The organism is Peribacillus sp. FSL P2-0133 (genome assembly GCF_037975445.1).
GTDB lineage: Bacteria > Bacillota > Bacilli > Bacillales > DSM-1321 > Peribacillus > Peribacillus simplex_E.
Genome location: NZ_CP150254.1, coordinates 5199380 through 5225854, shown reverse-complemented (window position 1 = coordinate 5225854; position 26475 = coordinate 5199380). Strand labels below are relative to the sequence as shown.

Below are 26475 nucleotides of genomic sequence, written 5' to 3'. Positions count from 1 at the left end.
TTAAGCGTCAAGTCTTTCGAAAGTCAATAGTATCAACGAAAGTCACACGTCTATTTATATCGTTAGGAACTGTTAGCCGCAATAGTATGGTGCTTTTATCTCCGATTTATTTGCAACGAAATGACCAATGACCCAATTATTCGCCCTCGAAATCAGTTACACCCCAAGTTTGGTCATAATCATATCCGTTGAAGTAGATATCCAAATCGTGAAACAATCGGTGAAGTTGAACCATTGCGTCACGATTATCTTCTTTGAATACGACGTTCGCATATTCTTCGATTTTCTTGAAGTCCGCCGTTATTTCTTTGTTCTTCACTTTTGCACCCTTCAACGCTTGAAGCACGTCTTCGGCATTCGCTCGTTGTGACCTATAATCCGCCGAATTAACGCCACCATAACCAAGCGTATCGTTCAAGAATGAATGAGTATCCGCAATGAACGTGTGACCGTCCCCGCCGTCCGCCAATGTTACAACGTCCATTGCAATCGGTGTGTTCACGACTTCTTGGTCAACGTCTTGGGGGATGTCCCCTTCGTCCGCTGCTGCTGTTTCATGTTTCTTTTCGATCGCTTTATAATCATTGACGTTTTCTAATACTGCGAAAGTTCCCCAAGTACCCAATCCGACAACAATTGCAATCCCTATTATCCAACCGAGAATTTTTTTCCCTTTCATGCAAATCGCCCCTATGTAATTTCCTTTTTTAACCGTAATATAAATAGATTCATATTTTAAGGAATATTCAAAAAATAAAAAACGGGCCAAACCGTCATGAATTGATTCTTTCATCCTTATATGCGACTAACTTTTCGATAATGGTTTCGACGTTGAATCCAGATACTTCGTTGCTTGGCTTTTCGGATCAAGCGATTCTTCCAGTGGGAAATCTAATTTCGACAATACCATTAAAGCATTGTATTGATCAATTCGGTCAATCGGCGTACCCGTGTCGAAACCAAACGGTTCAAGGTTGGCGGCTTCCCCTTCATTCATTAGTCGGATATGTGCTTCGATTCCTTGAACAGGTAGTCGGTAGTACAAATACTCCGTGATTATCCGATTCTCCTTTCGATTGATTAGTTTCTTCTATACGATTATTTATCGTAAAGAAAAGACGTGTTATCGGTTTGTTGGTATAGCTGTAATTCATTCAAGTCAACGAAAACGAAAAACGCCACGAACGTTGTCGTGACGTTGATTTCGTATAAAGTATGGAGCATAGCGGGATCGAACCGCTGACCTCTACGCTGCCAGCGTAGCGCTCTCCCAGCTGAGCTAATGCCCCGAATTGAGGTACAATAATTATTTTATCGGATTTTGGTGAAAAGTCAATATTAAATATGAGATTTTTGTAAAAATGATAAAAAAACCGTTTGAGGGCAGTCAAACGGATCAGACTATAGACTTGATGAATCGAGTTAACCTACAGTATTTTTGTTTATACGATAGAGACCTGCCGCAAAATGTATGCATTACACCAATGAAATCGAAAGTAGGAGGGTGGTTCTTTTCATTGGCTTTTTCAACATTAGAGATGCAGCCAGCTATCATTAAAGGCAAAAAATCATTACCACTAAATAATAATGGAATTTGATCTTGTTAATCCATCTCTGAGTTTATTTTTTCATCAGATCAAAAATATCAAGGGCGTTTATGTGTTCTATTTTCTAACTTAAACAATCATCTCTTATGATTGTTTTAAAGTCTTTTCTGTCGAATCCTTTATTCGAGATGATGTTATCTGCATGGAATGGCGGCCAAATTTCAAGACATTGGCCCTTGCAATTACTGACATTAGAATCATCTTTTGTGAAATGATAAAGTGTCATTCCGTTTTGATCTGCCCCATACTTTCCTACTTTGTCAGATTCTAGTGTTTTAAGCTTATATTTTTTTTGCTTATCCTGAATTATATCCGTGATGGCATATGTTTTAGGGTCAACACGTGCAATGGAGAGATCCCGATTCAATACATAAGCCTGATCCCCGTCATGGCTAAAGACAATTGCTTGCCTTGGTTCTTTGAAACCCCCAATTGTTTTAACTACGCGGTGATCAGCGACATTGATCACGTCAATCGTATTATCAGCTTTGTTGCTTGCGAAGAGGAGTTTATCATCAGGCGATAGAGCCGCGCCATATGGCTCACGTCCCACTTTGATTTCACCCTTTATATTACCGTCTAGCGTATCAACTGCGGAAATGCTGTTGCGTCCGCTGTTTGCGGCATATAATGTTCCTCCATCAGCGGTAATCGAGATTCCGCGAATACTGGAGAACCCTGATATTTCACGAATGATTTTTTTTGTGGTGGCATCAACGATGGACACTTTATCTCCTTGAAAGTTCGTGACAAAGATATATTTTCCGTCTGAAGAGACTTTAATGCCTTGCCTTGGTTGGGCGAAACCTGTAATGACGTCAATGGGTTTTCGTTTTTCCAAATCGACGACCGTGACGGAATTGTGTGCTTGATTGTTCACATACATTGTCTTTCCATCAGGACTCACAGCAGTCCCGAATGCACCTGGACCAACGACAACTTCATCTTTCAAGATGAAATTTTTAATGCTGTAAAACCGAAGTGTACCGAGCGTACTGTCTGAGACGACAAACTCTGAACCACCATCAATAAAAACGATGTTTCTCGGTGAACCGAAGCCGTCAATCTTTTTGCGCAACTTGCCTTTGGCGAGATCATAGACCAGGATGGAGTGTTCACGGCTGTCTGAGACAATCGCTAGTTGCTCATCAGGACTTACGGCAAGGGAATTGTTGGTGATGTGGGTGTCAAAGCCTGTCCCTAACACCGGGCTTTCATCTTTAGCAGAAGAAGCACCAATTACATTTGGTATAAAAACCACAAATAGTAAGGTGATAATCCATATACTTATTAACTTCATTTTTTTAAACATTACTCACCTCGAAAAAATTATTTTCTTGATAATTGTTTAAATCCCTGTCAATATCTTGCTGGTTGTCCTGCCCACCTTCCTTTGAAATGTTTAATCAAGCCGGAGTTCGTCCTTTCACTATATATAAACGTATAGAGAAGGATATCGGTTTGAATATTTTGCAAATTTAAAATATATGTATGTAGTGGACCCCTAAAATAAATAATGGATCAGGCCACAGTGAAGTCACGTAACACTAGACTTTCTCACTGACCTGTCCATATATGCATGGTGTTGGATTTTGATGTTAGAGATAAAACCTGAGGATTGCGGAAGTTTCGATTGGTTTATGCAGGCAAGACTTAGCCATTAATTTAAGAGGATGCCCAATTGGAATTTGCCAAGGGTCAAAAGTGGTCTAACATAGTGGACTCGTTGAGGCACGATCTCTTAATATTGTGGGAAATTAAAAGGGGTTCGGAATGTTTAATTCCGAACCCCTTTTATCTAGTGAACTGTTTGAGGGTAGTCAAATGGTTTTTTTATCATGTATTTTCGATCTCTACCCTTTTAATCTCCTTGAGATTGGAGACGGTGTAATACACTTCCGATGTTCTGACTTTATGATCGACCAGAACTTTAAGTGTCAAAAGGTGGTTGTCATTTGCCACATCTTTGATTCTAAGGTTTTTGATGAATATTTTTTCGTCTTTGATTTTTTTCAGTACAATGGCAATGTCATCTTTATTTTGTACGACCAGCTGCAGAAAGATTTCTTTTTGCCGTAACCTCTTCGGTCCGAGCCAGGTGACGATTGCGGGCACCAATTCGACACTAATGATCAATAGGATGACGCCGGCTATTGCTTCGAGAAAAAATCCTGCTCCAACGGCGATTCCGATTCCCGCCGCTCCCCAGATGATGGCGGCTGTCGTTAATCCGGATATGCTGTTGTTGTCCCTCCGGAGAATGACGCCTGCACCGATAAAGCCGACACCGGAAACGATCTGAGCCGCTAGACGCAAGGGGTCCATTGTGATATTTACGTCGTCGCTCCCCGGGAACTTATAAGCGGATTCCATGGAAACGATCGTTAATAAACAGCTGACGATTGAAATGACCAGGCTTGTTTTTAATCCAACGGGTTTTCGTTTCATTTCTCGCTCTAGTCCGATAATTAGTCCAAGGAGAGCTGAAATCCCCAATTTGATAAGGATTTGCAGTTCCGATTGAGGGTCGAATGTCCATTCCATTTTGTTTCACCACTTCCGAATTATTATCGAATAATAAGATCGTCTGTTGCCATATACCGGTTTTCTAAAAAAGACTACCCTAATAATTTTAACATAGTAGAATAGAGTTCAATGAAACGTAATTCCGTTGAAAGGAGGAATTTAAGTCAAATGCCAAAATTGAATCCTTATGTAGCGTTAGCTATCGGTGTGGCGTCCGTATCGTTTTCGGCCATCCTTGTTAAATTGGCGACCGCTCCATCGGGTGTTATCGCCTTTTACCGTTTATTATTTACTGTTCTTCTTATGCTGCCGGTTTTCTTGGTGAAATACCGTCATGAACTTAAATTCATTAAAAAAAAGGATTGGCTGTATTCGATTGCGGCAGGAGTGTTTTTGGCTTTCCATTTTATTTTATGGTTTGAATCGCTTAATTACACATCGGTCGCGAGTTCAACTGTGCTTGTCACCCTCCAGCCTTTATTCGCTTTTGCCGGAGCCTACCTGTTTTTTAAAGAAAGGTTTTCAATGAAGGCGATATTGAGCGGCGTCATTGCGATAGCAGGCAGCCTTGTCATTAGCTGGGGTGATTTGAGAATCAGCGGTATGGCGCTTTGGGGAGATATTCTTTCGCTTATCGCATGTGCGCTGGTAACTGGTTATTTACTGTTTGGTCAAAATGTTCGCAAACGCATCTCTTCTATAACATATACTTTTGTCGTGTACGCAATCAGCGCTGTCGCATTGTTTTTATATGTGATCTTCAAAGGAGAGGCATTGGCGCCTTATCCTGCTTCCGATTGGATCAATTTCGTTTTGCTTGCCATTTTCCCGACTTTATTAGGGCATTCTTTATTCAATTGGTCACTAAAGTGGTTAAGCACTTCGACGCTTTCGATGGGAATTTTACTTGAACCGGTGGGAGCGACAATTCTGGCTTACTTCATATTAGATGAACCGATACTCTGGACGCAGGTCCTTGGAGGTACCATCATATTGGGTGGTTTGATGATGTTCTTAAAGGATGAAAAGAAAAGTAAGGTAAATAAAGAAGCCCAAGTTTCCGTATAAAAGCAGTAAGTCTCCCGACTTACTGCTTTTATTTAATAGGGGTGAAACAAATAGGTGATCCGTGTAAAAATCAAAGCAAAAGTAAAGCTGAATAAAAACGTTGTACCATTTACCTTGCCTTTTTCTCTGCTGAACTTGATGGCTTCATAAAAAGCGGTACTGAATAAGTAAAGGGCCATACAGTAAGAAATGAGTAATCCGATTAATGCGAGATTCATTGCTTCACCTCATGGAAAAAAGATATCTATATATGACTATTTGTGTTTCTTTGGAAATATGCTTCGTTTATTGATAATTGATAATACATGAGCTTGGCCCGGAAACAGGGAATGGGTGTGATGATGATGTAAAGAATATATAGAAGGGAATAGGTGAAAATGTTTTTTTTGAAAAAGTTTTAAAAAACGTATTGCAAACATATTTAGTACATGGTATATTATTTCTTGTGGCTAAGACAACAACTTAAACAACTAACAAGTTGAAAAAAACATTTTAAAAAAGTTGTTGACGAAACGTGACAGAATGTGTTACATTATAGAGGTCGCTTCCGAGAGAAACGACAACAAATTGCTCTTTGAAAACTGAACAAAACAAAGCGCCAACGTTAAATTTTAAGTGAGCACACACTATCAAAAAAGCAAATGAGCAAGTCAAACATTTCTTCGGAGAGTTTGATCCTGGCTCAGGACGAACGCTGGCGGCGTGCCTAATACATGCAAGTCGAGCGAATCGATGGGAGCTTGCTCCCTGAGATTAGCGGCGGACGGGTGAGTAACACGTGGGCAACCTGCCTATAAGACTGGGATAACTTCGGGAAACCGGAGCTAATACCGGATACGTTCTTTTCTCGCATGAGAGAAGATGGAAAGACGGTTTACGCTGTCACTTATAGATGGGCCCGCGGCGCATTAGCTAGTTGGTGAGGTAATGGCTCACCAAGGCGACGATGCGTAGCCGACCTGAGAGGGTGATCGGCCACACTGGGACTGAGACACGGCCCAGACTCCTACGGGAGGCAGCAGTAGGGAATCTTCCGCAATGGACGAAAGTCTGACGGAGCAACGCCGCGTGAACGAAGAAGGCCTTCGGGTCGTAAAGTTCTGTTGTTAGGGAAGAACAAGTACCAGAGTAACTGCTGGTACCTTGACGGTACCTAACCAGAAAGCCACGGCTAACTACGTGCCAGCAGCCGCGGTAATACGTAGGTGGCAAGCGTTGTCCGGAATTATTGGGCGTAAAGCGCGCGCAGGTGGTTCCTTAAGTCTGATGTGAAAGCCCACGGCTCAACCGTGGAGGGTCATTGGAAACTGGGGAACTTGAGTGCAGAAGAGGAAAGTGGAATTCCAAGTGTAGCGGTGAAATGCGTAGAGATTTGGAGGAACACCAGTGGCGAAGGCGACTTTCTGGTCTGTAACTGACACTGAGGCGCGAAAGCGTGGGGAGCAAACAGGATTAGATACCCTGGTAGTCCACGCCGTAAACGATGAGTGCTAAGTGTTAGAGGGTTTCCGCCCTTTAGTGCTGCAGCTAACGCATTAAGCACTCCGCCTGGGGAGTACGGCCGCAAGGCTGAAACTCAAAGGAATTGACGGGGGCCCGCACAAGCGGTGGAGCATGTGGTTTAATTCGAAGCAACGCGAAGAACCTTACCAGGTCTTGACATCCTCTGACAACCCTAGAGATAGGGCTTTCCCCTTCGGGGGACAGAGTGACAGGTGGTGCATGGTTGTCGTCAGCTCGTGTCGTGAGATGTTGGGTTAAGTCCCGCAACGAGCGCAACCCTTGATCTTAGTTGCCAGCATTCAGTTGGGCACTCTAAGGTGACTGCCGGTGACAAACCGGAGGAAGGTGGGGATGACGTCAAATCATCATGCCCCTTATGACCTGGGCTACACACGTGCTACAATGGATGGTACAAAGGGCTGCAAACCTGCGAAGGTAAGCGAATCCCATAAAGCCATTCTCAGTTCGGATTGCAGGCTGCAACTCGCCTGCATGAAGCCGGAATCGCTAGTAATCGCGGATCAGCATGCCGCGGTGAATACGTTCCCGGGCCTTGTACACACCGCCCGTCACACCACGAGAGTTTGTAACACCCGAAGTCGGTGAGGTAACCTTTATGGAGCCAGCCGCCTAAGGTGGGACAGATGATTGGGGTGAAGTCGTAACAAGGTAGCCGTATCGGAAGGTGCGGCTGGATCACCTCCTTTCTAAGGATAATTACGAGAGCGCTTTTGTTTTGTTCAGTTTTGAATGAGTAATTCATTCAATAGGAAAGAGAAGCATCACGATGTGATGGATTCTTTCTGCTTTGTTCCTTGAAAACTAGATAATAGATAGAAGGCAATTAATTTTTTTCAAAGCATCTGTAAGACTTTTTTAACGGTTAAGTTAGAAAGGGCGCACGGTGGATGCCTTGGCACTAGGAGCCGATGAAGGACGGGACTAACACCGATATGCTTCGGGGAGCTGTAAGTAAGCTTTGATCCGGAGATTTCCGAATGGGGAAACCCACTGTTCGTAATGGAACAGTATCTTTACCTGAATACATAGGGTACTGAAGGCAGACCCGGGGAACTGAAACATCTAAGTACCCGGAGGAAGAGAAAGCAAACGCGATTTCCTGAGTAGCGGCGAGCGAAACGGAATTAGCCCAAACCAAGAGGCTTGCCTCTTGGGGTTGTAGGACACTCAACATGGAGTTACAAAGGAACGGGGTAAATGAAGTGATCTGGAAAGGTCCGTCGAAGAAGGTAAAAACCCTGTAGTTGAAACTTCGTTCCCTCCTGAGTGGATCCTGAGTACGGCGGGACACGAGAAATCCCGTCGGAAGCAGGGAGGACCATCTCCCAAGGCTAAATACTCCCTAGTGACCGATAGTGAACCAGTACCGTGAGGGAAAGGTGAAAAGCACCCCGGAAGGGGAGTGAAATAGATCCTGAAACCGTGTGCCTACAAGTAGTCAAAGCCCGTTAATGGGTAATGGCGTGCCTTTTGTAGAATGAACCGGCGAGTTACGATTTCATGCGAGGTTAAGTTGATGAGACGGAGCCGCAGCGAAAGCGAGTCTGAATAGGGCGAATGAGTATGAGGTCGTAGACCCGAAACCAGGTGATCTACCCATGTCCAGGGTGAAGTTCAGGTAACACTGAATGGAGGCCCGAACCCACGCACGTTGAAAAGTGCGGGGATGAGGTGTGGGTAGCGGAGAAATTCCAATCGAACCTGGAGATAGCTGGTTCTCTCCGAAATAGCTTTAGGGCTAGCCTCAAGATGAGAGTATTGGAGGTAGAGCACTGATTGGACTAGGGGCCCCCAACGGGTTACCGAATTCAGTCAAACTCCGAATGCCAAATACTTATTCTTGGGAGTCAGACTGCGAGTGATAAGATCCGTAGTCGAAAGGGAAACAGCCCAGACCACCAGCTAAGGTCCCAAAGTATACGTTAAGTGGAAAAGGATGTGGAGTTGCTTAGACAACCAGGATGTTGGCTTAGAAGCAGCCACCATTTAAAGAGTGCGTAATAGCTCACTGGTCGAGTGACTCCGCGCCGAAAATGTACCGGGGCTAAACGTATCACCGAAGCTGTGGATTGACACCATTAGGTGTCGATGGTAGGAGAGCGTTCTAAGGGCGTTGAAGTCAGACCGGAAGGACTGGTGGAGCGCTTAGAAGTGAGAATGCCGGTATGAGTAGCGAAAGAAGGGTGAGAATCCCTTCCACCGAATGCCTAAGGTTTCCTGAGGAAGGCTCGTCCGCTCAGGGTTAGTCGGGACCTAAGCCGAGGCCGAAAGGCGTAGGCGATGGACAACAGGTTGATATTCCTGTACCACCTATACATCGTTTGAACGATGGGGGGACGCAGAAGGATAGGGTAAGCGCGCTGTTGGATATGCGCGTCCAAGCAGTTAGGCCGGAAACGAGGCAAATCCCGTTTCCATTAAGGCGGAGCTGTGATGGCGAGGGAAATATAGTACCGAAGTTCCTGATTCCACGCTGCCAAGAAAAGCCTCTAGTGAGATGTAAGGTGCCCGTACCGCAAACCGACACAGGTAGGCGAGGAGAGAATCCTAAGGTGTGCGAGAGAACTCTCGTTAAGGAACTCGGCAAAATGACCCCGTAACTTCGGGAGAAGGGGTGCTTTTTAGGGTGAATAGCCCAGAAAAGCCGCAGTGAATAGGCCCAGGCGACTGTTTAGCAAAAACACAGGTCTCTGCGAAGCCGCAAGGCGAAGTATAGGGGCTGACACCTGCCCGGTGCTGGAAGGTTAAGGGGAGAGGTTAGCGCAAGCGAAGCTTTGAACCGAAGCCCCAGTAAACGGCGGCCGTAACTATAACGGTCCTAAGGTAGCGAAATTCCTTGTCGGGTAAGTTCCGACCCGCACGAAAGGTGTAACGATCTGGGCACTGTCTCAACGAGAGACTCGGTGAAATTATAGTACCTGTGAAGATGCAGGTTACCCGCGACAGGACGGAAAGACCCCGTGGAGCTTTACTGCAGCCTGATATTGAATTTTGGTACAGCTTGTACAGGATAGGTAGGAGCCTGAGAAGCCGGAGCGCTAGCTTCGGTGGAGGCGTTGGTGGGATACTACCCTGGCTGTATTGAAATTCTAACCCGCGCCCCTTATCGGGGTGGGAGACAGTGTCAGGTGGGCAGTTTGACTGGGGCGGTCGCCTCCTAAAGAGTAACGGAGGCGCCCAAAGGTTCCCTCAGAATGGTTGGAAATCATTCGTAGAGTGTAAAGGCACAAGGGAGCTTGACTGCGAGACCTACAAGTCGAGCAGGGACGAAAGTCGGGCTTAGTGATCCGGTGGTTCCGCATGGAAGGGCCATCGCTCAACGGATAAAAGCTACCCCGGGGATAACAGGCTTATCTCCCCCAAGAGTCCACATCGACGGGGAGGTTTGGCACCTCGATGTCGGCTCATCGCATCCTGGGGCTGTAGTCGGTCCCAAGGGTTGGGCTGTTCGCCCATTAAAGCGGTACGCGAGCTGGGTTCAGAACGTCGTGAGACAGTTCGGTCCCTATCCGTCGCGGGCGCAGGAAATTTGAGAGGAGCTGTCCTTAGTACGAGAGGACCGGGATGGACGCACCGCTGGTGTACCAGTTGTCTTGCCAAAGGCATAGCTGGGTAGCTACGTGCGGACGGGATAAGTGCTGAAAGCATCTAAGCATGAAGCCCCCCTCAAGATGAGATTTCCCATGGCGCAAGCTAGTAAGATCCCTGAAAGATGATCAGGTTGATAGGTCAGAGGTGGAAGCGTGGCGACATGTGGAGCTGACTGATACTAATAGATCGAGGACTTAACCAACGCTTTAAAAAAATGAAATACCTTCTTATTATCTAGTTTTGAAGGAATGAAAATTTCTTCTTGCATTTTCTCAAAAAGACGTTATAATAATATATGTCTTGAAAAAATGTTAACATTGTTTGGTGACGATAGCGAAGAGGTCACACCCGTTCCCATTCCGAACACGGCAGTTAAGCTCTTCAGCGCCGATGGTAGTTGGGGGTTTCCCCCTGTGAGAGTAGGACGTCGCCAAGCAGTTTCATATGGAGGATTAGCTCAGCTGGGAGAGCATCTGCCTTACAAGCAGAGGGTCGGCGGTTCGATCCCGTCATCCTCCACCATTTTACACCTGCCGGTGTAGCTCAACTGGTAGAGCAACTGACTTGTAATCAGTAGGTTGGGGGTTCAAGTCCTCTTGCCGGCACCATTTTAAGATAGTACAAGCACGAGCCATTAGCTCAGTTGGTAGAGCATCTGACTTTTAATCAGAGGGTCGAAGGTTCGAATCCTTCATGGCTCACCATTTTATATGCGGGTGTGGCGGAATTGGCAGACGCACCAGACTTAGGATCTGGCGCCGCAAGGCGTGGGGGTTCAAGTCCCTTCACCCGCATCTTTCATGCGGAAGTAGTTCAGTGGTAGAATACAACCTTGCCAAGGTTGGGGTCGCGGGTTCGAATCCCGTCTTCCGCTCCACTTTTCGTATGTGCCGGGGTGGCGGAACTGGCAGACGCACAGGACTTAAAATCCTGCGGTAGGTGACTACCGTACCGGTTCGATTCCGGTCCTCGGCACCATCATAATATGCGCCCGTAGCTCAATTGGATAGAGCATCTGACTACGAATCAGAAGGTTGTAGGTTCGACTCCCGCCGGGCGCACCATGTTTTTATTGCGGGAAGTAGCTCAGCTTGGTAGAGCACTTGGTTTGGGACCAAGGGGTCGCAGGTTCGAATCCTGTCTTCCCGACCACGTGATTTTTAATGAATGGGGCCTTAGCTCAGCTGGGAGAGCGCCTGCCTTGCACGCAGGAGGTCAGCGGTTCGATCCCGCTAGGCTCCACCATTTTTCAATCAGATACTTATATTATATTGGCGGTGTAGCTCAGCTGGCTAGAGCGTACGGTTCATACCCGTGAGGTCGGGGGTTCGATCCCCTCCGCCGCTACCAATAAATATAAGGACCTTTAGCTCAGCTGGTTAGAGCAGACGGCTCATAACCGTCCGGTCGTAGGTTCGAGTCCTACAAGGTCCACCATATTCACTTTTCAAAAGCCATGGAGGTATACCCAAGTTCGGCTGAAGGGATCGGTCTTGAAAACCGACAGGGGAGTCAAATCCCGCGGGGGTTCGAATCCCTCTACCTCCTCCATTTTTTCAAAAAAGCAGCAAGTTGTTTTGAAACACCCTTACATAATGGATGTGGACAAAACGATATACACGAAAACTTGATGCAAATCGTTTCATTATTACCGTCGCGGGGTGGAGCAGTCCGGTAGCTCGTCGGGCTCATAACCCGAAGGTCGCAGGTTCAAATCCTGTCCCCGCAATTATTAGGTCCCGTGGTGTAGCGGTTAACATGCCTGCCTGTCACGCAGGAGATCGCGGGTTCGATTCCCGTCGGGACCGCCATTCTTTAAATTTGATACATATGTGGCTCAGTAGCTCAGTCGGTAGAGCAAAGGACTGAAAATCCTTGTGTCGGCGGTTCGATTCCGTCCTGAGCCACCATATTTCAAAAAATTACGGCGATTGTGGCGAAGTGGTTAACGCACCTGATTGTGGTTCAGGCATTCGTGGGTTCGATTCCCATCAGTCGCCCCATTTCGCGGGTGTAGTTTAGTGGTAAAACCTCAGCCTTCCAAGCTGATGATGAGGGTTCGATTCCCTTCACCCGCTCCAAATATGGGCCTATAGCTCAGCTGGTTAGAGCGCACGCCTGATAAGCGTGAGGTCGATGGTTCGAGTCCATTTAGGCCCACCATATTCATTGTTCCGCAGTAGCTCAGTGGTAGAGCATTCGGCTGTTAACCGAACGGTCGTAGGTTCGAGTCCTACCTGCGGAGCCATGGGGAAGTACTCAAGAGGCTGAAGAGGCGCCCCTGCTAAGGGTGTAGGTCGCGCGAGCGGCGCGAGGGTTCAAATCCCTCCTTCTCCGCCAGTTGGCCCGTTGGTCAAGCGGTTAAGACACCGCCCTTTCACGGCGGTAACACGGGTTCGAATCCCGTACGGGTCATAACAAAAAAGGAAGCATACATTCATGTATGCTTCTTTTTTTCATTTCTTTTCATTGATATAACTATCTTTTTGTTTATAGGGAATGTCTCCAAGATTGGATTCTATATTTTCTTCTTCAAGTGTAACTTCATATTCCTTTTGCTTTTTGTTCGTTATATTCACTCTATTTTTTCCTTCGATATCATTTGCGGCAAATCCTTCATAGTCTTCAGGAAACCCGTTCGTTTCATCCTCGGTTTTATAAAGGCCATTATAATTATCATGATCTCCTGTGTAATCGGATGGTGTTTCGGATGTACCGAATTTGGCAACTTCACCAAAGCTATCTTCTTTATCCACCATTTTGATTCCATGACGATTTTCAAAATGATCACCCTTGGATGGAATCAGTATTTCCTCTTCCACAGGCCGGTCTTGTGAAAGTGGCCGTTCTGGGGCGTGCTCGACACAGTAGAGGGTGCTTGGGATCGCTTCAAGCCTCTCGATGGGGATTTCCCTATTGCAGGTTTTACAATGTCCATACGAACCTTCCTCCATGGCTTTCAAAGCTTCATCGATTTTCTCCATTTCGGATTGTGCATGCTCATCGAGTGCTTGATTCCGTTCCATCTCGAATAGTTCGGTTCCTAGGTCAGCAGGATGATTATCATAGGCTGATAATTCCCCTACGGATTCGGTCTGGCTTTTCTCCAGAACGGATTGTTCATCATTTTGAATTCTATTACTTAGCTCATTTTTTTCTTGAAGCAGTTCTTTTTTGAATTTTTGCGTTTGTTGTTTCGTTGCCATATCGGATTCACTCCTTCTAAAGTCTAAATCTCATTTTATAATGGTTGTATTATCTATTACCCGAATCGGGGTATAGGAAAACAATATGGAACGGATGATAGAAAAAAAGGACTGAGCGATGAGCTCAGTCCTCGGAGATTATATAAGATAGCTGATGAATAATCCAATGGCCATGAGTAAGCCAAAGAAGGTGTTCGTTTGTGCCGTGGCTTTCATTGCTGGCACCATCGTGATCGGCTGCGTTTTACCTACGAAGCCTTTGATTGCGGCCAGGGCTTTCGGGATGCTTAGGAAGGCAAGGAGGATCCACGCCGTTACGCTTCCGGTAAGGACTAGCCCAACTATCCATAGATAAGAGAAGGCGAACATGATTGCCATGAATGTCAAGGCGTTTTTCCGACCCATGACTACCGGCATCGTTTTGCGGCCATGTGCCTTATCTCCGTCATGGTCACGTAGGTTATTGGATAAGTTGATCAATCCGACCAATATTCCACTTGGAATGGCAATTAAGATAGCTGTTGAAGAAACATCACCGGTTTGAATGAAAAAGGCGATCAGTATTATCAAAAAGCCCATGAACAATCCAGAAAAAAGTTCCCCGAATGGTGTATATGAAATGGGCAGGGGGCCGCCCGTATAAAGATAGCCGACAAGCATGCAAACCAGTCCTACTGCAGCAAGCCACCAAGATGATGCGGCACAGATATAGATTCCAATTATCAAGGCGATGGCATACATGCCAAGGGCCAAGTTCATGATTAGTTTGGGGGTCATCCCATGACGGACGATCCCGCCGCCAATGCCTACGGATTCCTCCGTATCCAAGCCTCTCTTGAAATCATAGTATTCATTGAATAAATTGGTTGCAGCTTGAATCAGGATACTTGCAATCATCATGGCAGCGAATAATAACCAATTCACTCCATCTTCCAAAAGTGCAATAACAGTTCCAAGTAAGACTGGGACAAAAGCTGCGGTTAGTGTATGTGGACGAATTAACTCCCACCAAATCTTCCAGGTCCGTTTAAGGGGAAGTCCGTCGTATTCTGTTTGCATTATTTCTCTCCTCAAAATCATTATTGGTTCTCTCGAAATTATAACAAATATTGAATTGTTGCACAAAAGGTAATCCTAATAAATGCAGGAAAAGTGGGCAAGGGTGATATTTGGAATTCATGGATGGGGCATTTCCAGAATTAAGGATATTTCTCCACATTCGCTAAGATTCATATAATAAGGAAAAAAGCAGGAAAGAATCGTTCGGTAAAGGGGCGTTTTATTGACATGAGGTTCAAGGGAGGTGTATCTTTAAATAGGTTAAAAAGCTTTTAAAATGTACATTTGGGGGGATTTTTTTGGCTATCTCAGAGGAAACTGAACAGTTTCAGGGACTGGCTTCAGCTATACAAAAGGCGAAGGACTTGAATGATCAAGTTCTATTCAGTCATATTAAGAAAGTTAATTGCAACAACCCCCTTTCATTTTATCAAGCTGGAAGAGAACGGTACGCGGGTGAGCGCTTTTTCTGGGAGGACCCTGCAAAGGAAATAACCATCACCGGTTTAGGCAATGTTAAGAAACTCAAAGCGGCATCGAATGCCGAACGTTATAGAGAAGTCGAAAAGAGCTGGATCAAACTGCAGAATACTGCTGTCAAAACAGGAGTGACCGATGTAGAAGCGACAGGTCCTATACTGTTTGGGGGCTTTTCTTTTGATTATGAAACTAACAGTACGCTCCTGTGGAATCAGTTCGGGGACAACCTGTTTTATATACCTGCCTTCATGCTGTCAATAGTGGGGAATCAAGCTTACTTAACGACAAACTTACTTTGTTCGCCTGATGATTCAGAAAAACTCTTCATAGATATGATAAATGAACGGGAAGCTTTCCTTTTCGAAAGCTTGGATGGCAATGGATCGGGTGCAAATTCCCTTGTTATGCAGAGGGAAGTCGAACCTGAGAAATGGAAGCGGACGGTCGAAGAGGCTGTTCAGGAAATCAAGACGACAGATCTCGACAAGATCGTTTTGGCAAGGGAGCTTAGACTTGGCTTTGAACGTTCCATCGATTCAGGGAAAGTGCTTGAACAATTGATTGCTGAGCAGCCATTAAGCTATATTTTCAGTTTGGAGGCTGGCGGTGACTGTTTTGTAGGTGCCACCCCTGAACGTTTAATTAAGAAACAGGGAAATGAAGTTTTTTCAACCTGTCTTGCCGGATCGATGGGGCGAGGGAAAGATGAGCAGGAAGATGTTTGTCTTGGTGAAGAATTGCTGCATGACCAAAAGAATTTACAAGAACATCAATATGTCGTGTCGATGATATCCAATGCTTTTGATTCTGTATGCGAAAAAGTGATGGTTCCTGCCGAACCGACACTTATGAAAAACCGTCATATCCAGCATTTGTACACACCGGTCCGCGGTATATCCAAGGAAGGTGTCACGATTTTTGAATTCGTCGAGAACCTCCATCCTACACCTGCTATGGGCGGACTTCCAAAAGAAAAGGCCGTTGTCCGGATTCGGGAAATGGAAGATCTTGAACGCGGCTTTTATGCGGGTCCTTTAGGTTGGGTGGATACGTATGGAAACGGGGAATTCGCTGTAGGGATACGTTCTGCCCTAATACAGAACAATGAGGCATCCCTCTTTGCCGGATGCGGGGTAGTTGAAGATTCGACTCCCGAAAGTGAATTCCGCGAAACAGGGATCAAATTCAATCCGATGTTAAGTGCTTTAGGAGGAAATCTTAATGAATGACCGAGATGCATTGACAGCGTATGCTGCTTCATTCGTCGATGAGCTGGCACAAAATGAGGTGAAGCATGTGGTGGTGAGCCCAGGTTCACGATCCACGCCCATAGCTTTGTTGCTAGTGGAACATCCTGATATCGAAATTCATATTAATGTGGATGAGCGTTCGGCTGCTTTTTTTGCTCTTGGTTTGGCTAAGGCCTTAAAAGAACCTGTCGGACTTCTTTGTACGTCCGGTACAGCCGCAGCAAACTATTACCCGGCCGTCATTGAGGCTTTCTATTCAAGAGTGCCGCTTATTGTACTTACCGCTGACCGACCGCATGAATTGCGTGATGTCGGAGCCCCGCAGGCGATCGATCAGATACATCTTTACGGGAGACATGTAAAATGGTTTGTCGAAATGGCACTTCCTGAAAGCACGGATGGGATGATGCGGTATGCCAGAACGGTCGGTGCAAGAGCAGTGGCTACAGCGGCAGCTGGACCTGCAGGGCCTGTACATTTGAATTTCCCGCTTCGTGAACCATTGATTCCGGATCTTGAGAAAGCAAAGGAGTACAGACAAAATAAAATGACGCCTGCAGTGTTGATTGACAGTGGAGAACGGTCACTGTCCGCATCACAAATAGAAGCTGTGGCAACTACATTGTCACAAGCTAAGCAAGGTATGATCGTATGTGGCGAATTACCGCATCCAGAGATGAAGGAGGCCATCGTCGCATTAGCGGAAAAACTTGCTTTTCCTATACTGGCTGATCCCCTTTCACAGTTAAGGAGCGGAAGTCACGACAAAGCTGTCATAATTGATGCGTACGATACGTTTCTACGCGATGAAACGGCTACAGCGGCTTTCAGGCCGGAAGTGATCTTGCGTTTCGGGGCAATGCCTGTTTCTAAACCCTTATTGTTATTCATGAAAAAACAAAAACAGGCAATCACTTTGGTCGTCGATGGCGGAGCAGGCTGGCGTGAACCAGCCGGATTGGCAACGAATATGATTTACAGCGAAGAGAAAGATTTTTGTTTAAAAATTGCTGATAAAATTATTGCTTCCCCTGATGATGAATGGCTTCGCTTATGGCAGACCGTCAACGGAGCGACGAAGGATGCCCTGGCCTCCGTCAGGGATGAATCGGAGTTAAGTGAAGGCAAGCTGTTCGCCCTGCTTGCTGATATGATGCCATTGGAATCGACGCTGTTTGTCGGGAATAGCATGCCCATACGTGATTTGGATACTTTCTTTTTGAATAATGGAAAAGGAATCAAAACTATGGCAAATCGCGGTGCGAATGGAATCGATGGTGTCGTTTCAACTGCTCTTGGCGTAAGCACGGTATCGGAAAATACAGTGCTGGCAATCGGGGATTTAAGCTTTTTCCATGATATGAATGGCTTGCTTGCGGCAAAACTTCAAAAACAAAATATCACGATATTGCTGATTAATAATGATGGCGGCGGCATATTCTCCTTCTTGCCGCAGGCGAATGAGAGGGAACATTTCGAAACGCTATTCGGCACGCCTCATGGGCTTGATTTTTCCCATACTTCCCAGCTTTATGGCGGTAAATACAACAAGGTGCAAAGTTGGGATGAGTTTGAGAAGGTATTTACGGAGTCATTCGAAATGAAAGGTCTTAAAATCATCGAAGTACCGACAGAAAGAGAGTCCAATTTACAAAAGCATCGAAATTTGTGGAGCTTTGTTTCCCAGGAAATAAAAATGGTGTTAGACAGGGAAATATCATGAATATTGTCAGCAAGGATGTCAATTATGCTGTTGAAATAACGGGAAATGGAGATCCTCTTGTACTTTTACATGGATTTACGGGAAATCGGGATACATGGAAATTCCTCATTCCGCTACTGAGTGACAGGTATACCATGATAATGGTCGACATCATCGGTCATGGCATGTCTGCGTCACCAGCCGATCATCGAAGGTATGAGATGGAGCGTGTGGCTGAGGATATCAAGTATATTTTGGATGTGTTACATTTCCCGAAAGCCCATATCCTTGGATACTCGATGGGCGGAAGGCTCGGATTGGGATTTTCCTGTTTGTATCCTGAGTATGTTGATACACTGATATTGGAGAGCGCTTCACCAGGCCTATTAACAGAAGGGGAACGGGAAATCCGAAGGGAAAATGATAGGAAGCTTGCCGAACGGATTCTTGTAAATGGCATGGAAGCGTTTGTGGATCGATGGGAAAACATCCCGCTGTTTGAAAGTCAAAAACGGTTGTCGGCCAAAACCAGGTCGGTCATTCGGGAGCAGCGGTTGGCAAATGACCCTGCCGGCCTTTCCAATAGCCTTCTTGGTATGGGGACAGGCAGTCAGGCTTCATACTGGGAACAACTGCAAACTCTTGATTTCCCTGTGCTCCTTGTAACCGGTGAACTCGACCGTAAGTTTTGTGACATTGCGGACTCAATGAAGAGAAAGCTGAAGCGGGCTGAATGGAAAATAATAAATGATGCGGGACATGCGATTCATGTGGAAGTTGGAGAAAAGTTTGGTAAAATAATAAGTGAGTTTTTAAAGCGAAATAAAAGGAGGAATTAAGGTGACGATACAATGGGAAACAATACGTGAGTATGATGAAATTTTGTATGAAAAATATAACGGGATAGCAAAAGTGTCCATCAACCGACCACATGTACATAACGCATTCACTCCAAAAACGACTGCTGAAATGATTGATGCATTCGCAAGGGCGCGTGATGATTCAAGCATTGGTGTCATTATTTTAACGGGTGTAGGCGGCAAAGCATTCTGTTCAGGCGGAGATCAAAAAGTACGCGGAAATGGCGGATATGTAGGTGAAGATAACATTCCGCGTCTAAATGTTCTTGATTTGCAACGTTTGATTCGCGTAATTCCAAAACCGGTCGTAGCCATGGTTGCAGGATATGCAATTGGTGGCGGTAATGTCTTGAACGTGGTATGTGACTTGACGATTGCTGCTGACAATGCAATTTTCGGACAAACTGGACCGAATGTGGGAAGCTTTGATGCTGGTTATGGTTCTGGCTACCTTGCACGTATCGTGGGTCATAAAAAGGCGCGCGAAATCTGGTACCTATGCCGTCAATACAATGCACAGGAAGCATTGGATATGGGATTGGTCAACACGGTTGTACCTTTGGACGAATTGGAAACGGAAACGGTTAAATGGTGTGAAGAAATGCTTGAGAAGAGCCCGACTGCACTTCGTTTCTTGAAAGCGGCAATGAACGCTGATACGGATGGCCTTGCAGGTCTTCAACAATTGGCTGGTGACGCTACACTTTTATACTATACAACAGAAGAAGCAAAAGAAGGCCGCGATGCATTCAAAGAAAAACGCACTCCGGACTTTGGGCAATTCCCTCGTTTCCCTTAATGAAACGCGTGAATCGATGAGACTGACAGCTTGGCGGAAAATCGCCGGGCTGTTTTCTATATCAAAATGGAAGAGGGTAAGCAGCAATGGCAGAAGAAAAGTTGCCGAACTGGCTGAAAAATCGGGCGCATCTTTCACCGGATCGCCCGGCAATTGAGTTTGAAGGTCATACGTATAGCTTTCTTGAACTGCATACATTATCGGAGAAAATGGCTGGTAAGCTGGCAAGCATTGGTTTGGGCGCTGGCGATTCATGTGCGGTTTTGCTCCGTAACCATATTGATAGTGTTGTCGTTATCCATGCACTACTTTATCTCGGTGTGAAGATTGTGATGCTGAATAATAAGCTAACGGCAAAAGAGCTGTCCTGGCAGATCGGGGATAGTGAAACTGCCTTTTTGGTTTCAGAAGGCACCTTCTCCGGCAAACTCTCTGATATTGGTGAGATTCTCCCCGAATTGAACCTTCATTTAATGGAAGAATTGCCGGATGGCACTGCTGAGATACTTCAAGAGTTTTACCTTGAGGATACCGCGACGATCATGTATACATCAGGTACGACAGGAAATCCCAAAGGGGTGATCCAAACATTCGGCAACCATTGGTGGAGTGCCGTCGGGTCTGTTCTGAACCTTGGATTGCATGAGGAGGATTCGTGGTATTGTGCGGTTCCCATCTTTCATATTAGCGGTTTATCCATCCTGATGAAGAATGTGATTTATGGCATGAAAGTCGTTTTGGCAGAACGTTTCGATGAACGGGAGGCAAACCGGAGCATCCAGGAAAATGGCGTGACGATCATTTCGGTCGTGACGGCGATGCTGAATAGGATGGTGCAGGATATGAAGGGAACAAGCTATCCGGAAACCTTTCGCTGTTTCCTGTTGGGCGGCGGCCCTGCACCCGTCCATTTACTTGAGGTATGTAAGGAGAAAGGGATTCCCGTCTATCAATCATATGGGATGACCGAAACGTCTTCACAGATTGTGACACTGGCACCGGAGTATAGCATGACAAAAATCGGCTCGGCGGGAAAACCTTTGTTTCCTTCGCAGTTACGGATAGAGAAAGACGGAACTATGTGTGAACCGGGTGCAGTGGGCGAAATCGTGGTTTCAGGTCCGAATGTGACGAAAGGCTATTTTAATCGGTTGGACGCTACACAGCAGGCCATCACCGATGGATGGCTTTATACTGGGGACCTTGGTTATCTCGATAAGGAAGGCTTTTTATATGTGCTTGACCGACGCTCGGATTTAATCATTTCCGGCGGTGAAAATGTCTACCCGGCCGAGATTGAAAATGTCCTTAGTAAGCACCCTGATGTTTTCGAAGCGGGAGTGACGGGGACTGACGATGAAAAATGGGGACAGGTCCCACTTGCTTTTGTCGTCTTGCATCAAGGTACAGAGCTTGATGAAAGCGAACTGCTGGAATATTGCAGGGGATATTTGGCATCTTATAAAATTCCCCGGAACGTGATTTTTTGTAAGGAGCTTCCCCGGAATGGCGCAAGCAAGCTTTTGAGACGGGAACTGAAGAAGGAAATGGGGGAATGGCAATGAAGTTATCCTCCATTTCCCTTAAGCTCATTAAGACGCCTTTAAAGCGGTCATTCAAGACGCATCTCGAAACGGTAAGCGATCGGGAAGTGATAATTGTCGAAGCCATGGATGAAGACGGATTGATTGGATACGGAGAAGCTGTCCCTTTTACAAGTCCTTGGTATACCGAGGAAACGATCAAGACATGCTTTCATATGTTGGATGACTTCTTAATCCCGCTGACATTGGCCAGTCAGATCATGCATCCTGATGAGCTGCCGAACCTATGGAGCGGAATCAGACGGAATGCGATGGCGAAGTCAGCTTTAGAGCAGGCAATCCTTGATTTATATGCGAAGCAGAAGGGAGTCTACCTCGGACGGCTGTTTGGCGGCGAACGAAGTGAAGTGGCCGCTGGTGTAGTCGTTGCATCCAATGATATAGAAGACGCGATTCTTCAAATCGAGGATTTTTCCGGATCTGGTTATCAGCGTTATAAAATAAAAATCAATCCAGAAAATGATCTTGAGTTTTTAGGGGAAATACGTCGGGCCTATCCTGATATCCCGTTAATGGCAGATGCCAATTCAGCGTACAGTCTTGATGACATCCCACATCTTCAGAAGCTTGATGTGTTTAAGCTGATGATGATTGAGCAGCCGCTGGGACATGACGACATCGTGGAACATTCATATTTGCAGAGACAGCTGCAGACACCCATTTGCCTTGATGAAAGCATAAATTCATTTCATGATGCCAAAAGTGCGCTGTCGCTCCAGAGCTGTGGGGTGATCAACATTAAGATGGCTAAAGTCGGCGGCTGGATGGAAGCTGTAAGAATCCATGATCTATGCCTGGGTAATGGTGTACCCGTTTGGTGCGGCGGTATGATTGAATTTGGCATATCACGTGCACATAATATCGCACTTGCCACATTAAAAGGGTTCACGATTCCCGGTGATATATCATCTTCATCTCGTTATTGGGAAGAGGATATAATCGATCCCGAAGTCATTGTTGAAAATGGCATGATCCAAGTTCCCGATAAAGCTGGAATCGGTTTTGCCATCAATGAAAAGCGGTTAAAGGAATTGACTACATATAGTAAACTGTACAAGTGAAAACATCAAAAGAGGTGCATTACCGCCTCTTTTGATCAAATATTGATAATCCTCCTTTTTACCTCCCACGGTCTATGTAACTCACCCATTTAGTATTTTTTGGACAGGAATCCCACCCTTTTGGTAAATGATTTTAATAGATAAATAACAAATATCAGTTTGAGGTTTCGATTGGCATTCCGGCTAGCCTTGGCTCTGCTGGATGCTTGTGGCGAGGCAGGCAGCGGTCGCAACCCTAAAGATTTTAGAAAATTCATTTAAATGGCCGGATAAACCATATTTTTTTTCGGAAAATGGGGTTTTGTCTATTTTTTCTTTATTGGATTATTTTGTATAATGGAATTAAATGAATGGCAACCAAGGGAAAGGGAGGGGAGAGTGTATGAAAAAACCGTACCTAATTGCGGAAATTCTACTGAGAAGAGGCATGCCTGACTATGTCATAAAAGAAGTGACGGCTTTGCAGGAGTGCGAGCTGTTTCTTTTGAAGAGAAAGTGGGGCCTCTATGACCGGAAGACAGGTGCGTAAAGAATGAAAGTAAAAAGGGAACCGTTCCGAGCCGGTCCCCATGCGTTTTAAGGTTTTTTAAGCCGGTACCTATTGACAGGGCGGCCTATGCTGCCATACTGTACGTCAAGCTGAAGGACTTCTTCGCCATGCAGGTATTCAAGATAGCGCCTTGCTGTAACTCTGGCGATACCAATCCCATCAGCCACTTCTTCTGCAGAAAGTGACCCAGGCTGGGTCTTTATGAATTTCGTCACCTGCTCAAGAGTCGCGCCATTCAATCCTTTGGGAACATCATATTTCGGACTCGCTTCAGAATGTGTTTTATTTTGAAAGAGAATTCGGTCGAGCTGGGTTTGAGAAATTTGATGGTCAGGTTCAACCTCCATCCGAAAAGCGAAGTATTGTTCCAGCGTATGTTTTAGCCTATCGAATTTAAATGGCTTGATTAAATAGTCAAAAGCCCCGTTCTGCATCATTTTTCGGATCGTTTTCTGATCATTTGCCGCTGAAATGATGATGACATCCACATCAATTTGCTCTTTTCTGATTTGATAAAGTGTATCAACCCCGTTTAAAGAAGGCATGAAGATGTCCAAAATGACAAGGTCGGGATTAGACTGCCTGATTTTTACCAGACCTTCAAGCCCATTTGAAGCTGTATCAACGACTTTAAAGGCAGGCAGGCGCTCGATGAACTGTTTGTTGACCTCTTGGACCATTGGGTCGTCTTCAATTAAAAGTACACGAATTTCGTTAGTCATTTTGGTTCTCCTCTATATCGTGCATCGGAAAAGAAAGAAAAAAGCTTGTTCCTTCGTTAGGGCGTGTCGTGAATTTCATTTCGCCGTTCGCTTTTTTTACAATTTGGTCTATTAGATAAAGACCAATTCCTGATCCTTCCGCACCTTTTGTTGTAAAACCATACTCGAATATATCTTTATGAATGTCCTCGGGAATGCCGGGTCCATTATCCTCAAGCACGATTTGACAATGACGTTCATCCTGGTAGATTGATAAATAAACTTGTTTTGTTTCCTCAGAACAATGCTTTAACGCTGCGAATGAGTTTTCGATCAGGTTTCCGATTATCAAAACAAAATCGTGATGATCCAAATCAGCGGGGAAGCGGTCCAATTTCGTGTGCTTGTCCATGATGAGCTCAATTCCGAGTTCCCGTCCCAATGAGATCTTGCTTAATATCAGCCCCACTAAATTATCATCGTGAATGTGCTTCGTTAAAAACCTGGTCAATTCCTCTTGTTCTTCCGTGATTTGAAAAATGTAATGCAGCGCTTCGTCAAGATTACCTAGCTGGATTAATCCGGCTATCGTATGAAGTTTGTTCATATGTTCATGGTTTTGAACACGCAGGGCTTCAACGAATGCTTTGACACTAGTCAACTCTTCAGCTAGCTTCGTCACATCGGTGCGATCCTGGAAAATGGCCACAGCACCGATCGTTTTATCCACAATCTTTATCGGTACCCGGTTGCTTACAATATTCCTGTTTTGAACGGAGATTTCCTGATTGAAGATGGGAGATGTCCGGTCGAGCACTTCCGGGAGACGGGTATCATGTATAATATCATTGATATTCTTGCCTATGACTTCACCGTTGATATTGAATATTTGCTTAGCCTTTTCATTGAAAATCGTGATTGTTTCATTATTATCTATGGCGATGACCCCTTCATGCATCGCATTGAATGCGGCTGTCCTTTCAACCAACATCCTTGAAATTTCATGTGGTTCAAGTTGGAAGGTCTCTTTTTTTATCCTTTTTGCCATGAGCCATGAGCCGCATACCCCGAATAGAAGTGTAAGGACCAGGATGATCGCGATTTCGCCTTTCAGATCCTTGATTAACTCCGGTATCGTAGGCAAGATATTCCCTACAAGAACGACGCCGATTTGCTCTCTATCTTTATCAAGGATCGGGACAAAGGCGCGAACGGAAATGCCAAGTTCGCCAGCCGCCTTTGAAAGATACTCGTGCTCAGCGAACGCAGCGCTTTCATCACTGCTTTCCGAAGGGGTCCCCAATTGGCTGAACACCGGATGGGAATAACGTATATGCTGATTGTTAAGCACAACTATATAATCTGCTTGATGGATTTTCCTTAAGTTTTCAATAATCGGATTGAGCTGCGTCCATCCTTCGGGCTCACGGACCAATTTTTGTACTTCAGGGAGCTCGGCAATGGTATGGGCAGTGATCATGGATCGTTTGCCGATTTCATCTTCCCTGACCGAAACGATGTTTCCGAATATAAAAATCCCGCCTATTAGTATCGAAAAAGCGACGATTACGAATGATAGCAGGGTGATTTTAATTTGAATGGGCATATGAAAGGATTTATCCATTGTTTTTCCTCCATTACTTCTATACTTTATAGTAACAGAATTTCTATCACTTTTCGCTATTTTTCGCGCATTGTATTACGACAGTAAAAAGCTGTGATAGAATAGTGATAATGTGAAGTGAGCGGTGAGGAGTTGTCGGTATGCGTGCATTATGGGGGTACTTATTATTAATTGGCCTGGGGCTGTTGATAGCAGTGTATATATCGTTTCAATCGTTCTTTACAAGCTTCGGTTTCAATTTGCCGAAGGATGAGGAGCAGATCGGGATGAAGGATCAAATCGTGATTAAGTTCAGTCATGTCGTTGCCGAAAATACACCTAAAGGGCTAGCTGCGAACCGGTTTGCCCAACTTGTCGATGAATATACAGACCATCGGGTCAAGATTGAAGTTTATCCTAATCAGTCATTATATAGTGATCATGAAGAAATCGAAGCATTACAAGAAAACAAGGTGCAGATGATTGCTCCAACTACATCTAAAATTACGAGCATATCAAAGAAATGGATGCTATTGGACCTTCCTTACGTCTTTCCGACGGACGCTGCGTTGCAGGAAGCATTGAATGGGGAAGTGGGGGAAGAGCTGCTTAAGCAGCTGAACACCATCGATATCGAAGGACTCGCATTTTGGTCGAATAACTATAAACAGATTACAAGCAGTAAACCGATACGGCATCCAAGTGATTTTGCAGGAAAGAATTTTAGAATCATGCCAAGTGCAGTCCTGGAAAGCCAATTCAATCATTTTGGGGCGACAACTTCTGAGCTGGAGTTTAATGAAACGTTTAAAAGCCTTGAAATCAATGAAACGGACAGCCAGGAAAACACGATTTCGAATATCTATTCCAAGAAATTATATGAGGTGCAAAAATATTTAACGATCAGTGATCATGGCTATTTAGGGTATGTCGTCATGATAAACAAGCCGTTTTGGAACAAACTCCCGTTGGACATTCAACAGCAAATCCAACGGGCGATGGATGATACAACGAAATGGCTATGGATCAAATCAAATGAATTGAATCAGGAACAGCTTAAGGAAATCCAGCAAAAATCGAATATCGACATCTATAAACTGTCAGATGAAGAAAAGAAAGAATGGATGGATGAGATGACCGTCATCTATCCGGAATTCGAATCAACGATTGGAACCGAATTGATGACGAAGATGGAAAAGATCCGTGAAAAGCATTTAAAGGAATAACGAAAACACTCATTAAATAGCGGGGACAAAAAAAGAGCGGACCCAATGGGCCCGCTTT

General features: G+C 45.2%; 18 protein-coding genes, 22 tRNA genes and 3 rRNA genes. 33 read left to right on the top strand and 10 right to left on the bottom strand.

All coding sequences use genetic code 11. The features are described 5' to 3' along the window. Positions 1-136: 136 nt before the first annotated feature. The 5 genes from MKY17_RS25255 to MKY17_RS25235 all read right to left on the bottom strand — a co-directional run bounded on the left by MKY17_RS25255 (position 137) and on the right by MKY17_RS25235 (position 4151). Positions 137-679 (bottom strand): hypothetical protein, encoded by a 543-nt coding sequence (locus MKY17_RS25255; protein WP_142323980.1) that lies wholly within the window; start codon positions 677-679, stop codon positions 137-139. A gap of 126 nt (positions 680-805) precedes the next feature. After that, positions 806-1045, bottom strand: coding sequence for a hypothetical protein (locus MKY17_RS25250; RefSeq protein ID WP_098372321.1), 240 nt, complete (start codon positions 1043-1045; stop codon positions 806-808). Positions 1046-1216: 171 nt separating this feature from the next. Then, positions 1217-1289, bottom strand: a tRNA-Ala gene (locus tag MKY17_RS25245). A 382-nt stretch (positions 1290-1671) separates the two neighbouring features. Continuing rightward, complete coding sequence (locus MKY17_RS25240; protein ID WP_098372323.1) at positions 1672-2919, bottom strand: hypothetical protein; 1248 nt, start codon at positions 2917-2919, stop codon at positions 1672-1674. Positions 2920-3443: 524 nt separating this feature from the next. Then, the gene (locus MKY17_RS25235; protein ID WP_098372324.1) at positions 3444-4151 is read right to left on the bottom strand and encodes an MgtC/SapB family protein; all 708 of its coding nucleotides are present in this window, start codon (positions 4149-4151) and stop codon (positions 3444-3446) included. 150 nt (positions 4152-4301) lie between these two features. Here MKY17_RS25235 and MKY17_RS25230 point away from each other — a divergent pair, with 150 nt between their 5' ends. After that, positions 4302-5201, top strand: coding sequence for a DMT family transporter (locus MKY17_RS25230; protein WP_098372325.1), 900 nt, complete (start codon positions 4302-4304; stop codon positions 5199-5201). 32 nt (positions 5202-5233) lie between these two features. Here MKY17_RS25230 and MKY17_RS25225 read toward each other — a convergent pair whose 3' ends face one another. After that, positions 5234-5419, bottom strand: coding sequence for a hypothetical protein (locus MKY17_RS25225; RefSeq protein ID WP_098372326.1), 186 nt, complete (start codon positions 5417-5419; stop codon positions 5234-5236). 441 nt (positions 5420-5860) lie between these two features. Here MKY17_RS25225 and MKY17_RS25220 point away from each other — a divergent pair. The 24 genes from MKY17_RS25220 (at position 5861) to MKY17_RS25105 (ending at position 12731) form a co-directional block, all read left to right on the top strand. Continuing rightward, positions 5861-7411 (top strand): 16S ribosomal RNA (locus MKY17_RS25220). Between the two features lie 174 nt (positions 7412-7585). Then, positions 7586-10518: ribosomal RNA gene (locus tag MKY17_RS25215) — 23S ribosomal RNA — on the top strand. Positions 10519-10636: 118 nt separating this feature from the next. After that, positions 10637-10752: ribosomal RNA gene (rrf, locus tag MKY17_RS25210) — 5S ribosomal RNA — on the top strand. Together the 16S, 23S and 5S rRNA genes with 21 tRNA genes alongside form the textbook arrangement of a ribosomal RNA operon. Positions 10753-10762: 10 nt before the next feature. Further along, positions 10763-10838: transfer RNA gene (locus MKY17_RS25205), tRNA-Val, on the top strand. 10 nt (positions 10839-10848) lie between these two features. Further along, a tRNA-Thr gene (locus MKY17_RS25200) sits at positions 10849-10924 on the top strand. A 20-nt stretch (positions 10925-10944) separates the two neighbouring features. After that, positions 10945-11020: transfer RNA gene (locus MKY17_RS25195), tRNA-Lys, on the top strand. 8 nt (positions 11021-11028) lie between these two features. Then, a tRNA-Leu gene (locus MKY17_RS25190) sits at positions 11029-11110 on the top strand. Positions 11111-11118: 8 nt separating this feature from the next. Then, positions 11119-11193, top strand: a tRNA-Gly gene (locus MKY17_RS25185). Positions 11194-11205: 12 nt separating this feature from the next. Further along, positions 11206-11294 (top strand) — tRNA-Leu (locus MKY17_RS25180). A gap of 9 nt (positions 11295-11303) precedes the next feature. After that, positions 11304-11380, top strand: a tRNA-Arg gene (locus tag MKY17_RS25175). 11 nt (positions 11381-11391) lie between these two features. Beyond that, positions 11392-11468, top strand: a tRNA-Pro gene (locus MKY17_RS25170). A 17-nt stretch (positions 11469-11485) separates the two neighbouring features. After that, positions 11486-11561: transfer RNA gene (locus MKY17_RS25165), tRNA-Ala, on the top strand. Between the two features lie 28 nt (positions 11562-11589). Then, positions 11590-11666 (top strand) — tRNA-Met (locus MKY17_RS25160). A 10-nt stretch (positions 11667-11676) separates the two neighbouring features. After that, positions 11677-11753, top strand: a tRNA-Ile gene (locus MKY17_RS25155). A gap of 21 nt (positions 11754-11774) precedes the next feature. Next, positions 11775-11867, top strand: a tRNA-Ser gene (locus MKY17_RS25150). Positions 11868-11971: 104 nt separating this feature from the next. Continuing rightward, positions 11972-12045: transfer RNA gene (locus MKY17_RS25145), tRNA-Met, on the top strand. A gap of 6 nt (positions 12046-12051) precedes the next feature. Beyond that, positions 12052-12127, top strand: a tRNA-Asp gene (locus MKY17_RS25140). A 23-nt stretch (positions 12128-12150) separates the two neighbouring features. Next, a tRNA-Phe gene (locus tag MKY17_RS25135) sits at positions 12151-12226 on the top strand. A gap of 17 nt (positions 12227-12243) precedes the next feature. Continuing rightward, a tRNA-His gene (locus tag MKY17_RS25130) sits at positions 12244-12319 on the top strand. A gap of 4 nt (positions 12320-12323) precedes the next feature. Next, positions 12324-12397 (top strand) — tRNA-Gly (locus MKY17_RS25125). A gap of 5 nt (positions 12398-12402) precedes the next feature. Then, positions 12403-12479 (top strand) — tRNA-Ile (locus MKY17_RS25120). 10 nt (positions 12480-12489) lie between these two features. After that, positions 12490-12564: transfer RNA gene (locus MKY17_RS25115), tRNA-Asn, on the top strand. Between the two features lies 1 nt (position 12565). Beyond that, positions 12566-12656, top strand: a tRNA-Ser gene (locus MKY17_RS25110). 3 nt (positions 12657-12659) lie between these two features. Next, positions 12660-12731: transfer RNA gene (locus MKY17_RS25105), tRNA-Glu, on the top strand. A gap of 41 nt (positions 12732-12772) precedes the next feature. On the opposite strand, the gene MKY17_RS25100 is transcribed toward MKY17_RS25105, so the two are convergent. Both MKY17_RS25100 and MKY17_RS25095 read right to left on the bottom strand, forming a co-directional pair. Next, the gene (locus MKY17_RS25100) at positions 12773-13522 is read right to left on the bottom strand and encodes a TraR/DksA C4-type zinc finger protein (RefSeq protein ID WP_098369231.1); all 750 of its coding nucleotides are present in this window, start codon (positions 13520-13522) and stop codon (positions 12773-12775) included. Positions 13523-13660: 138 nt separating this feature from the next. Continuing rightward, positions 13661-14581 carry a 1,4-dihydroxy-2-naphthoate polyprenyltransferase gene (locus tag MKY17_RS25095; RefSeq protein WP_098369232.1) on the bottom strand — a complete coding sequence of 307 codons (921 nt, stop codon included), beginning with the start codon at positions 14579-14581 and terminating at the stop codon, positions 13661-13663. A 299-nt stretch (positions 14582-14880) separates the two neighbouring features. On the opposite strand from MKY17_RS25095, the gene MKY17_RS25090 reads away from it, so the two are divergent. From MKY17_RS25090 to MKY17_RS25060, 7 genes are all read left to right on the top strand, one after another. Then, positions 14881-16290: an isochorismate synthase gene (locus MKY17_RS25090; protein ID WP_098369233.1), complete on the top strand. Its 1410-nt coding sequence runs from the start codon at positions 14881-14883 to the stop codon at positions 16288-16290. Then, positions 16283-18034: a 2-succinyl-5-enolpyruvyl-6-hydroxy-3-cyclohexene-1-carboxylic-acid synthase gene (gene menD, locus MKY17_RS25085; protein WP_098369234.1), complete on the top strand. Its 1752-nt coding sequence runs from the start codon at positions 16283-16285 to the stop codon at positions 18032-18034. Before MKY17_RS25090 ends, menD begins: the two co-directional genes overlap by 8 nt. Further along, a complete protein-coding gene (gene menH, locus MKY17_RS25080) occupies positions 18031-18852 on the top strand; it encodes a 2-succinyl-6-hydroxy-2,4-cyclohexadiene-1-carboxylate synthase (RefSeq protein ID WP_098369235.1) in 822 nt (273 codons plus the stop codon). The genes menD and menH overlap by 4 nt, the downstream gene beginning before the upstream one ends. 1 nt (position 18853) lies before the next feature. After that, entirely contained in the window at positions 18854-19672 is an 819-nt protein-coding gene (gene menB / locus MKY17_RS25075) for a 1,4-dihydroxy-2-naphthoyl-CoA synthase (RefSeq protein WP_076369982.1), read from the top strand. An 86-nt stretch (positions 19673-19758) separates the two neighbouring features. Next, positions 19759-21237 carry an o-succinylbenzoate--CoA ligase gene (locus MKY17_RS25070; protein ID WP_098369236.1) on the top strand — a complete coding sequence of 493 codons (1479 nt, stop codon included), beginning with the start codon at positions 19759-19761 and terminating at the stop codon, positions 21235-21237. Then, positions 21234-22337 (top strand): o-succinylbenzoate synthase, encoded by a 1104-nt coding sequence (menC, locus tag MKY17_RS25065; protein WP_098369237.1) that lies wholly within the window; start codon positions 21234-21236, stop codon positions 22335-22337. The genes MKY17_RS25070 and menC overlap by 4 nt, the downstream gene beginning before the upstream one ends. A 382-nt stretch (positions 22338-22719) precedes the next feature. Continuing rightward, a complete protein-coding gene (locus MKY17_RS25060) occupies positions 22720-22866 on the top strand; it encodes a hypothetical protein (RefSeq protein WP_179890951.1) in 147 nt (48 codons plus the stop codon). A 47-nt stretch (positions 22867-22913) separates the two neighbouring features. Here MKY17_RS25060 and MKY17_RS25055 read toward each other — a convergent pair whose 3' ends face one another. Further along, positions 22914-23609, bottom strand: a complete 696-nt coding sequence (locus MKY17_RS25055) for a response regulator (protein WP_098369238.1) — start codon at positions 23607-23609, stop codon at positions 22914-22916. Next, entirely contained in the window at positions 23602-25212 is a 1611-nt protein-coding gene (locus MKY17_RS25050) for a sensor histidine kinase (RefSeq protein WP_179890952.1), read from the bottom strand. The genes MKY17_RS25055 and MKY17_RS25050 overlap by 8 nt, the downstream gene beginning before the upstream one ends. 140 nt (positions 25213-25352) lie before the next feature. Here MKY17_RS25050 and MKY17_RS25045 point away from each other — a divergent pair, with 140 nt between their 5' ends. Further along, positions 25353-26417, top strand: coding sequence for a DctP family TRAP transporter solute-binding subunit (locus MKY17_RS25045; protein ID WP_098369239.1), 1065 nt, complete (start codon positions 25353-25355; stop codon positions 26415-26417). Positions 26418-26475 lie beyond the last annotated feature (58 nt).